Origin of the sequence: Sediminibacter sp. Hel_I_10 (assembly GCF_000688335.1) — a bacterium.
Taxonomy (GTDB): Bacteria; Bacteroidota; Bacteroidia; order Flavobacteriales; family Flavobacteriaceae; genus Psychroserpens.
On record NZ_JHZX01000001.1, the window covers coordinates 2199707 to 2211546 of the forward strand.

At 37.6% G+C, this 11840-nt stretch carries 7 protein-coding genes; 6 read left to right on the forward strand and 1 reads right to left on the reverse strand.

Translation table 11 applies throughout. The annotated features are described in order from the left end of the window. The first annotated feature begins 4 nt into the window (after nucleotides 1-4). Nucleotides 5-511: a DUF2480 family protein gene (locus P176_RS0109920; protein ID WP_026754561.1), complete on the forward strand. Its 507-nt coding sequence runs from the start codon at nucleotides 5-7 to the stop codon at nucleotides 509-511. Between the two features lie 82 nt (nucleotides 512-593). Then, complete coding sequence (locus P176_RS0109925; RefSeq protein WP_026754562.1) at nucleotides 594-1535, forward strand: DUF3078 domain-containing protein; 942 nt, start codon at nucleotides 594-596, stop codon at nucleotides 1533-1535. A gap of 52 nt (nucleotides 1536-1587) precedes the next feature. Here the strand turns inward: P176_RS0109925 and hflX are convergent, their stop codons facing one another. Further along, a complete protein-coding gene (hflX, locus tag P176_RS0109930) occupies nucleotides 1588-2802 on the reverse strand; it encodes a GTPase HflX (RefSeq protein ID WP_026754563.1) in 1215 nt (404 codons plus the stop codon). 95 nt (nucleotides 2803-2897) lie between these two features. On the opposite strand from hflX, the gene P176_RS0109935 reads away from it, so the two are divergent. From P176_RS0109935 to P176_RS0109950, 4 genes are all read left to right on the forward strand, one after another. Then, nucleotides 2898-3851: an endonuclease/exonuclease/phosphatase family protein gene (locus P176_RS0109935; RefSeq protein ID WP_026754564.1), complete on the forward strand. Its 954-nt coding sequence runs from the start codon at nucleotides 2898-2900 to the stop codon at nucleotides 3849-3851. 201 nt (nucleotides 3852-4052) lie between these two features. Further along, nucleotides 4053-8816, forward strand: a complete 4764-nt coding sequence (locus tag P176_RS0109940; RefSeq protein WP_197022157.1) for a gliding motility-associated C-terminal domain-containing protein — start codon at nucleotides 4053-4055, stop codon at nucleotides 8814-8816. A gap of 81 nt (nucleotides 8817-8897) precedes the next feature. Next, nucleotides 8898-9797, forward strand: coding sequence for a type IX secretion system membrane protein PorP/SprF (locus tag P176_RS0109945; RefSeq protein ID WP_026754566.1), 900 nt, complete (start codon nucleotides 8898-8900; stop codon nucleotides 9795-9797). 18 nt (nucleotides 9798-9815) lie between these two features. After that, a complete protein-coding gene (locus tag P176_RS0109950; protein ID WP_026754567.1) occupies nucleotides 9816-11720 on the forward strand; it encodes an OmpA family protein in 1905 nt (634 codons plus the stop codon). Nucleotides 11721-11840: the final 120 nt, after the last annotated feature.

Consider the following 11840-nt stretch of genomic DNA (forward strand, 5'->3'; position numbering starts at 1 on the left):
TAACATGCAAGAAGAGATAGTAAACAGAGTTGCTTTAAGTAAGTTGATGGTCGTAGATTTAGAGGATTATTATCCTGAAGGTGAGCGCGTTCAATTTGATATTAAAGATTGGCTGCATGAAGGTTTCGTGTTGCGTGAGAAAGAATTTAGAGCGCAAGTTGCAGCTTATGATTGGTCTCAGCATAAAGATCAATTTGTAGCATTAACTTGTACTGCAGATGCTATAATTCCCGCTTGGGCCTATATGTTGATCACAATGGAGATTTCTGCTTTTGCTAGAAAAGTAAGTGTAGGAGATTTGCAGTTGCTTGAAACCGCAATTTATCAAGACATCATTAATGCTTTAGATGTTACGCCTTATCAAGATAAGCCGTTGATTGTTAAAGGGTGTTCTCACAAGCCTGTGCCTCCTAATGCCTACATCATGCTTTCTGCAAAATTAAGACCTATAGCAAAATCAATAATGTACGGCGAGGCATGTTCTTCTGTTCCTCTGTACAAACGGAAATAGTGGTTTTATACAGCATTAATAAACCAAACCTGCTTAACCACCGTATATAGAAATCTAATAACTAAAAACTAAAGAAAAGACGATGTCAAAAAAATTACTCCTTACAGTAGCTTTAATGGTGTTGGCCTCTGTTGGTTTCTCGCAAACCAAAGAAGAATTGCAAGCTCAAAAGAAAGCAAGACAGGCCGAAGCTAATGTGGCTCAAAAAAAAGCAGATTCTATTCAAGCCATTATTGATGCTATGCCAGGATGGCGTGTAGGTGCCTTTGGTACTGTTGGTGGAAGTTTATCAAATTTCAATAACTGGTATGCGCAAGGTGTGCCAAATAATAGCTCTGGAAATATTGGAATTACGGTTAATGCCTACGCCAATTTAATTGAAGATAAGTTTTTCTGGAGAAACTCATTAAACACTAATTTGAGTTGGGTGAAATTGGATGATCAAGATGATCCTACCGATAATGATAATTTTGAACCCACTACAGATGTATTTAATATTTCATCTCTATACGGAAGAAAGTTAAGTGAAAATCTAGCGGCTTCTGGATTGATGGAATATAGAACCACACTTTTAGACAACTTTAATGATCCCGGATATTTAGATGTTGGTATTGGAGGCACCTGGACACCAATAAATAATTTAATTGTGGTGATACACCCATTAAACTACAACTTTGTTTTCTCTAATAAGGATGCCATTTACGAGTCTTCTCTTGGTGCTAAGATTGTTGCAGATTACACCAGACAGATAGGGAAGATTAATTTCAAAACCAATTTCTCTACGTTTCAAAGCTATAAGAGCAGTGACCTCTCTAATTTTACTTGGACAAACTCTTTTAGCTATACCCTTTGGAAAAATCTAGGTGTAGGATTTGATTTTGCCTTAAGAAGCAATCATCAAGAGGCGCTTGATTATGCCATTTCTCAATTATCCGCAGATTATGCTGGAGAGCCTTTAACCTATGACAATGTAGATAATGACTTACAAACCTATTATACGGTAGGTTTGAGTTATAAGTTTTAAACTTTATTCATACATCATAAAAAAAAAGGCACCTCAATTGAGGTGCCTTTTTTTATTCCTCTTCATCAGAATAATCTGGATAAAGAAAATTGTTATAAGGAAATCTCGTAACATGAATTTCCCTTACTTCATCATAGACCCGTTTTTTAAAGGTGTCTAGATTCTTTTTATTCAACGCCGAAATAAATAGCGCATTGTTTCCAATACGATTCATCCAACTGCGCTTCCAATCCTCTAAGGTATAATGAAGCGATGTTTTTTCGGTCATCAAATCATCGTCGTCTATTGTTTCAGCTTTATAGGCATCTATTTTATTAAATACCATAATAGTGGGTTTATCTGAGCTATCGATCTCACCCAAGATTTTGTTTACAGAAGCAATGTGCTCCTCAAAATTGGGATGTGAAATATCAACCACATGCAGTAAAAGGTCTGCTTCTCTAACTTCATCAAGCGTACTTTTAAATGATTCTACGAGCTGGGTGGGTAACTTTCTAATAAACCCTACAGTATCGGTCATTAGGAAAGGCAGGTTTTGTATCACTACTTTTCTTACCGTGGTATCCAAGGTGGCGAAGAGTTTATCTTCGGCAAACACATCACTTTTACTAATGACGTTCATCAATGTGGATTTGCCAACATTGGTATAACCAACCAAAGCGACTCTCACCATCTTGCCTCTGTTGCCGCGTTGTACAGACATTTGTTTATCGATAGTTTTGATCTTGTCCTTTAATAAGGCAATTTTATCCCTAACAATTCTACGGTCTGTTTCAATTTCAGTTTCACCAGGGCCACGCATTCCAATCCCACCTTTTTGGCGTTCAAGGTGCGTCCACATGCCCTTAAGTCTTGGCAGTAAATATTCACACTGTGCAAGTTCTACCTGAGTTCTGGCATAACTTGTTGTGGCGCGTTGTGCAAAGATATCTAGGATAAGATTTGTTCTATCCAGTACCTTGCAGTTTAGTATTTTACTAATGTTTCTTTCTTGAGCGGCAGAGAGTTCATCGTCAAAAATGGCAGTGCCAACATCATTATCTTCGATAAATTGTTGCACCTCTTTCATCTTCCCAGAACCAATAAAGGTTTTTGGATTGGGCATATCCATTTTTTGTGTGTAGCGTTTTAAGACTTCACCACCTGCGGTATATGTTAAAAACTCAAGTTCGTCCAAATATTCCTTGGAGCGCTCTTCATTTTGATCTCTGGTTACTACGCCAATGAGGACGGCCTTCTCCAGTTCAATATCTTTTTTTTCTATCATAGGTCCTTATAATTTACAAAGTTAAGTAATTGGTCGTTTTAGGTCGAGGTTTTATAAACTTAATTTGTAATATTGAAAGTACTGAAAAGAGGTGAATGGTTCAAAATATTGCATTTTATAATTTAGAAAATCTTTTTGATTTTCGTGATGATAGATCTATTGGCGGTGATAATGATTTTTTACCTAATTCTGAAAAGCGATGGACCAAGAAGCGTTATGAGAAAAAAATTGAAAATTTGGGTCATGTTATTTCTAAGATTGGAAACACTCCTGAAGACGAGCCTCCAGTACTGATAGGTCTTGCGGAAGTTGAAAATAAACGTGTCTTGCATGACTTAACTCAAAGTAGAGGCCTGAGAAACCATCATTATAAGTTTGTTCATTTTGATTCTAAAGACGAGCGTGGTATTGACGTGGCTTTGCTCTATAACCCCCTATATTTTAAAGTTGAAACGACCAAAACCTTGACGTTTAGTTTTCTAAAGGATAATGGAAATCAAGATTATACCAGAGATATTCTCATGGTTTCGGGGAAGCTCCATAATTTAGATATTCACGTTTTTGTGAATCATTGGCCTTCTAGAAGAGAAGGCCTTCCTCTTTCTAACCCCAAAAGACGCATCGCTGCTGAGAATATTATCACGGCAATCCATAAGATCAAGCAGAATGAACTTGATGCTAAAATTATCATTATGGGCGATTTTAATGACAATCCAAGTGATGAGAGTATCCAATATTTAACGAAAAACGCCAATTTGTACAATCCCATGGCTACAATGCGCTCCTATACTAAAGGGAGCCTCAATCATAATTTTACATGGAATCTTTTCGATCAGATTCTTTTTACCCCTAATTTTCTAAGCGCTAATGATGGAGAACTAAAGTTTGAAGGAGCCGAAGTCTTTGATGCCATTTTTCTAAAGCAGGATAAAGGCAGATTTAAAGGGCAACCCTCACGAACTTTTGCAGGCCAAAAATATATGGGTGGATTTAGTGATCATTTTCCTGTTTTTATCACTTTGTCAGTAAAAAATATGCTTACGTCTTAGCACTTAACTTTTAACGATTATAATTGCTCTTTATCTATTATAGCGGTGTTAACAGTACGTTAATTAGCATTTTTTTTATCTTCGGTTACTTATTCGAGTTCACAATATCAATATTGATTTTATAGCTATCTCTCTTCTGCCCCTAAGAACTAGCATAAAATATTAATAGCCAATATGATAACTCAACAAAAAAATGCTAGTATGAAAAAAATTACATTGATTCTTGTGTTTGTTAATCTGTTTTTTGTGACTCTTGCTGGAGCGCAAATCACTTCTATTGATTGCGCGGTTGGTCCTGAAAATATTAATTACTGCTATACTAATAACGATGATACAACATGGGTGTTTCAATCTACTGATGGCAGCCCATTGAGGATTACTTTCAACGCGGGTGGTATAGAAAGCTGCTGTGATGACATTATATTATATGAAGGTACCGATAACACTGGTGCTGTCATCTATTCTGGAAATAATGGTGGCAATCTTGCAGGGCTTCAATTCGACTCTACAGGTGATAGCATCTATATGGAAATTGATGCAGATGGTTCTATAAGCTGTAGTTCTGGGAGTGCTTGTTGTACATCTCCTTGGGATTTTACGGTGAGCTGTGCAACCTGTGTGAATCCAGTTGTAGCAAACACGGTGAGGCAAGACTGTGAAAACGGTCCTCAATTTTTTGTGGATGTTGATCTCACCGATCTTGGTTCTGCTACTTCAATTACATTAACAGACAATCAAGGCAGTACGCCTCAAACAACAGATGCTACAGGATTATTTTCTTTTGGACCTTTTGCAAATGGAACTGACGTTGTCATTACCACTACAAATGATGATGATGCTAACTGTGTATTGACTAGTGGAAATCTTACTCAAGACCAATGTGTTCTCAACCAAGTGGATTGTGCGGTTGGCCCAGTAAACATTAATTACTGTTACACTAATAACGATGATACCACTTGGCTATTTCAATCTACTGATGGCAGTCCGCTAAGGATAACCTTTAACGCAGGTGGTATAGAGAGCTGCTGTGACGATATTATATTATATGAAGGTACCGATAACACTGGTACTGTAATTTATTCTGGAAACAATGGTGGTGATCTTACTGGCCTTCAGTTTGATTCTATAGGTGATAGCATTTTTATGGAGATTGATGCAGATGGATCTGTGAGCTGCGATTCTGGGAGTGCGTGTTGTACATCTCCTTGGGACTTTACGGTGAGCTGCGCAACTTGCGTGAATCCAGTTGTTGAAAATACGGTAAGACAAGATTGTCTAAATGGCCCACAGTTTTTTGTGGATGTTGATCTCACCGATCTTGGATCTGCGACTTCAATTACATTAACAGACAATCAAGGGAGCACGCCTCAAACTACAGATGCTACGGGAGTATTTTCTTTTGGACCTTTCGCAAATGGAACCGATGTTGTTATCACCACTACAAATGATGATGATGCTAACTGTGTGTTGACCAGTGCAAACCTTACACAAGACCAATGTGTCCTCAATCAGGTGGATTGTGCGGTCGGTCCAGTAAATATCAATTACTGTTATACTAACAACGATGATACCACATGGCTATTTCAATCTACAGATGGAAGTCCTTTGAGAATCACTTTCAACGCGGGAGGTATTGAGAGCTGCTGTGACGACATTATATTATATGAGGGTACTGATAACACTGGTGCTGTAATTTACTCTGGAAACAATGGGGGAGATCTTACTGGCCTTCAGTTTGATTCTATAGGGGATAGCATCTTTATGGAGATTGATGCAGATGGCTCTGTGAGCTGTGATTCTGGGAGTACGTGTTGTACATCTCCTTGGGACTTTACGGTGAGCTGTGCAACCTGTGTTAACCCAGAAGTAACGAGTACAGTTGATGGAGACTGTTTAAATGGTCCTCAGTTTTTTGTGGATGTTGATTTAACAGATCTTGGTTCTGCAACTTCTGTTACTATAACTGATGATCAAGGTAGTACTCCAGAAACTACAAGTATCCCTGGTGTCTTCACTTTTGGACCATTTGCTAATAATACTGTTGTAGAAATTACTGTGGTAAACGATGATGATGCCAATTGTACAATTGTAGCGGGTGGATTAACCCAAGAAATTTGCTTAGAGAACTTAGTAGATTGCAATGAAGGTCCTTTAAGTGTTTCTTATTGCTATTTAAATAATGATCCGAACTTGTTTTCTTATGTAAGTTCAGATGGAACTCCGCTTAATTTAACATTTAATTCTGGTGAAATAGAAGGAGCGCCTTTTGACTTTTTAATTGTTTATGATTCTGATGGAGTAACCGAACTTTACAATGGTGAAGGTAATGATGGAGATCTTTCAGGTTTAACGTTCCAATCTACCGGTGATACTATATTTTTTCAAATCACCTCCGATGGTTCGGTGAGCTGTGAGTCTAGTGCAACATTCGCAGATGGAATTAATTACACAGTATCATGTGCGACGTGTATTAATCCTGCAGCTACTTATCAAGTGGTTGATGATTGTGATAATGGTGATCAATTTTTAATTGATGTTAATATTACATCTTTGGGAGATGCTACTTCACTGACCATCTCAAACAATATCGATGCCACAACGGTTCCAGTGACGAGTACAGGAATTTATCAAGTTGGTCCTTTTCCATTTTTAACAGATGTTGTCATATCAGTGAGCAATGATCAAGACGTCAATTGTGTTATTAATAGTAGCGCCATACAATTGCTGGCCTGCCCGCCAGAAAACGACAACCCATGTAATGCCACTATTGCCTCTGTAAATGAGGATGAATCCTGTAGCTTAACAACCCCAGGGACTTTGATTGAAGCAACAGACTCTGGCGTTCCAAATGGATCTTGTACGGGGAATCCAAATGACGATGTGTGGTTCGAATTTACAGCCTTGGGTGAACAACAAATCATTTCCATAAATAATATAACTGGTGGTTCATTTAATATTGATCACGCCGTGTATGAGGGTGCATGTGACAACTTAACGCAACTCTATTGTTCTGATGATGTTACAAGTGTAACGCCAACATTAACCATTGGTAATACCTATTATATCAGAGTCTTTTCAGGAGGGAATGATTCTGTTACTTCTAATTTCGATTTATGTATTAATACATTAGGTCCTCCAACATTCTGTTTAGATGCCTTGCCAATCTGTGCTTTAGATTTAGAATATCCTAGTGTTACTGGTGATCTAGAAGCTCCTCCATACCTAGATTATGGTTGCTTAGGCTCTCAACCAGATCCAACTTGGAATGCTATTTATTTTGACTTACCCGGAGATTATACCTTCACTTTAGCTCAAACTGGGTTAGATGGTTTAGGTAATGACATAGATTTCATTGTTTGGGGACCATTTAACGATCAACAAAGTGCATGTTACGAGTTGCTACCAGAAACTGTAGCAGATTGTAGTTTTTCTGCCGTTAGTGTCGAAACAATTACCTTAAATAATGTTCAGGAAGGAGATGTGTTTTTGATTTTAATTACTAATTTTTCTCAAGATGAAGGGTTCTTTACTTTTGAACAAACCACGGGGCCTGATAATGGAACCAATTGCGAAATAGTATGTGATGCAGAAGTCTTGTTTCAAGGCGGCATTGTTGAAGAGGATCCTGAAAATCCTGGGTTTAGTAGTCCTATAGAATTTTGTGGGGTGGACTCTGTTGAGCTAGAGGCGAGTTCTCCTTATGCAGACTCCTACCAGTGGTATTCTCAAAATGGAATTCCCATAGATGGCGCTACCAGTGAAACTTTGACGGTAACAGAATCTGGAGAATATTTTGTACAAGTTAGTGGAGACGTTTGTGAAGGTTTTTCTCAGTCCATAGAGGTTATTGTTAATCTGGGAGCTGAGCCCGTTGCCAATACGGTGGAAGATATCATCACCTGTGATGATGCTTCTGCAGATAATTTTGAAGATTTTGATCTGGATGCACAAACAGCAGCCATATTAGGTGGTCAAGACCCAGCAGATTTCAATGTCTCTTATCATACCTCATTGCAAAATGCTCAACTTAATCAAGATCCGCTAGTATCGCCTTATACGAATATCTCTAACCCGCAAACAATTTTTGTACGGGTTGAAGATGCTAATCTCAGCGCATGTTTTGCAACCTCCACGTTTGAGCTTGTTATATCTGGGCCAACGCCTACGGTAACTAGCGTGCCGATTGAGGCTTGTGATGATGGTACAGGAACGGCAGACTTTGATTTAGCCGCTCACGATGGTAATATTTTAAACGGTCAAAGTGCGTCAGAATTCACGGTAACCTATTACGAAACCGAGGATGATGCCATAGCAGGAACAAACGCCATTGATACAACGTTACTTTATAATAGTGGATCACAAACTATTTATACAAGAGTAGAAAGCAACTTGTCTTTTGACTGTTACTCAACTACGCCTTTTGATCTTGTGGTTTTACCGCTACCAAGCACTAGCTTTAGTGAAGATATGGATTACGAGATTTGTCCTGATACAACGGTTCCACTTTTAATTACTGCGATTCCTAATAATTATTCTGCGGAAGATGTTTCTATCGTTTGGTATGCGGACGGTGGTGTTATAGAGGGAGAAAACAACTTGACCATTGCCGTGTTAGATGGTGGTCTATATGAAATTGAAGTAACCTTCAATAATGGACCAATGTGCGCTGCTGAACCTGTAGGACAAGAAGTTATAGAACTTGCAAGCTGCGTCATCCCTCAAGGTATTTCTCCTAATGGCGATATGAGTAATGATGAGTTTGACTTAAGTAGCTTTAACGTGAAGACACTAGAAATTTTCAATCGCTACGGTACATCAGTATACTCAAAAAATAACTATATCGATGAATGGGTAGGTCAAACCGATGATGGCGAAGAACTTCCTGTTGGTACTTACTTTTACTCCATTTTATTTGATAACGGAGAAAGACAAACAGGTTGGGTTTATATCCAACGTCCAAACTAAAAATCCATTAAATACTAACGATAGCTTTCTGATTTAGAAAGAACAGGCAATTACCAAAAACTAAAAACAAACAATTAACAGATGAAAAAACTTTATATCATTATTGTATTGCTAGCAGCAACACAAGTGTATGGTCAACAAGATCCTCAGTATACACAGTACATGTATAATATGAACGTGATCAATCCTGCCTACGCAGGGTCTAAGGAAAACTTATCTTTCGGACTATTATACCGTTCGCAATGGGCTGGAATAGACGGTGCACCAAAGACAGCCACATTTTTTGGTCATTCACCAATTGGTGAAAAGGTAGGTCTTGGAGCTTCCATTATTTCAGATGAAGTTGGGCCAATAAAAGAAACAAATGCATACGTAGATTTTTCTTATACCCTACAATTGGGCGGAGAGCATCGCATTGCCTTTGGTTTAAAAGCAGGAGCAACCTTCCACGATATTGGTCTTGCTGGTATTGATTTAATTGATACTGGAGACGCGTTTTTTCAAAACATCAACACGACTACTCCAAATATAGGTGCTGGATTTTTCTATTATACAGACAACTATTATTTCGCAGCATCTGTTCCTAATATTTTGAATTCGGTCCATCTGGATGCCGAAGGAAACAAATTAGGATCTGAGGAAGCACATTATTTTATTACTGGTGGTTATGTATTTGAATTTACAAACACAAAGCTAAAACCTTCCTTTTTAGTGAAATCAGCGTTTGGAGCACCGACCTCTTTTGATGTCAACTTAAACGCATTGTTCTTTGAGAAATTTGAAATTGGAGCATCTTACAGATTAGACGATTCCTTTTCTGGTTTAGTTAATTTTGCTATTACTCCAGATATTAGAGTTGGATATGCATATGATCACGTATCATCAGATATTAAGAGATATGCTCCTGCATCACACGAATTCTTGTTGTTATTTGATTTGAATTTCCCAAGAAAAGTTTCACGTTCACCAAGATACTTCTAAACACCTAAGCTAAACATCATGAAAAAAATAATTACACTTTTTACCATTGCAGCCATAAGTAGTTTTAGCTTAACGGCACAAAATGCTAATACAAAAAAAGCAGACAAGTATTTTAACCGTCTGCAGTTTGTTGATGCTGCTGAAGAATATAAAGAAATTGTGGACGATGGAGATGCTGATGCCTATGTATATGGCCAATTGGCAGAATCTTATTACAATATATTTAAAACTGAAGAAGCAGAACTTTACTACGCTAAAGCCTTAGAGACTACAGAAGAGCCAGAAATGGTATTTAAGTATGCTCAAATGCTTAAAGCTAATGGTAAGTATGAAGCCTCTAACGTACAAATGGCAAAGTTTGCCAAAATGAGACCAAGTGATGAGCGTGCCATTGCTTTTAACGAAAACCCAGATTACCTTCCTAAAATTTTGGAGAAAGGGAAAAAGTTTAACGTTCAAAATTTACCATTCAATTCAGAATATTCAGATTTCGGTGGAACACTACAAGGCGATAAGCTCTATGTAACTTCCGCTCGTAACACGTCACGTAAAACTTACGGATGGAATGAGCAACCATTTTTGGATATTTATGAATTAACAAAAAATACAGATGGAAGTTTTCAAGATCCTATTTTAGTAGAAGACAAAGTGAACACCAAATACCACGAAGGTGTGGTGTCTTTTTCTCCAGATGGAAATACCATGTATTTTTCTCGTGAAAGTTATTTTGAGAAAGAGTTTGTAAAAGATTCTACTTCAAACACACGTTACAGTCTACTACACTTATTTAAAGCAAAAAAATCTGGTGATGAGTGGGGTAATGTAGAAGGTTTTGCAATTAATAGTGAAAATTATTCTATAAAAAATCCTTCTGTAAGTCCAGACGGAAAAACAATTTACTTCGCCTCTGATATGCCAGGTGGTTTTGGAATGTTTGACATTTACAAAGCAACTATTAACGAAGACGGTTCTATAGGAGAAGCAGTGAACATGGGCCAAAAAGTCAATACTCCGGCTCAAGAAATGTTTCCTTACATCAGTAGCAATGAGACCTTATATTTTTCTTCTAACGGTCATTTAGGTCTTGGTGGACTAGATGTGTTTTACACCAAAGTTATTGATGGTAAATTGGCACCAGTTCGTAATGTCGGTATTCCTGTAAATGGAAATGCCGATGATTTCGCATTTCATTTAGATGAAGAATCAGGTAAAGGCTTTGTATCTTCAAATAGAGAAGGTGGTATGGGTAGCGACGATGTGTATGCTATCAAAAAATTACAACCACTTTGTGATGTATTAGTGGTAGCCACTATTACAGATGATACTACTGGAGATCCAATAGTTGGAGCTACCGTTTCAATATCTGACGATCAAGGAAATAAATTATCTACTAACACTACAAACGATGAGGGTATTGCTGAATTCATCGTAGAATGTGATAAGAAATCTGAGATTGAAGTGACGATGGAAGATTACAATAGTAAAAAAGTAGAAGTTGAAGCTTCCGAAGAGGAAGAAGTTCAGGTTGCCGTTCAATTAGAACCTATCGAAAAAATTATCGCTCCAGACCGAATAGAACTTGATCCTATTTATTTTGATTTTGACAAGTCTAACATCACTGCAAAAGCAGCTTTTGAATTGGATAAATTAGTACAGATCATGAATAAGTATCCAGAAATGATGATCAAGGTAACGTCACATACAGATATGAGAGGTTCAGATTCTTATAACGAAGCCTTATCTGATAGAAGAGCTAAAACTACTGTACAGTATGTGGTTTCAGAAGGGATTGATGCTTCAAGAATTTCTGGTGTAGGTATGGGTGAAAAAGAACCTAAAGTAGACTGCGCTGGTGGTTGTACTGAAGAGCAATTCCAAATGAACAGAAGATCAGAGTTTTTGATCGTTGAGAATAATCAATAATCTTTATTAAAAGTTACTCAAAACGTTGAGCCTTGATTGCCTTTTAAAAAATGCAGGGCTTCAATTGAAATAAATGATACATCTTATCATATGAAGACAATAATTATTTAATCTAATACC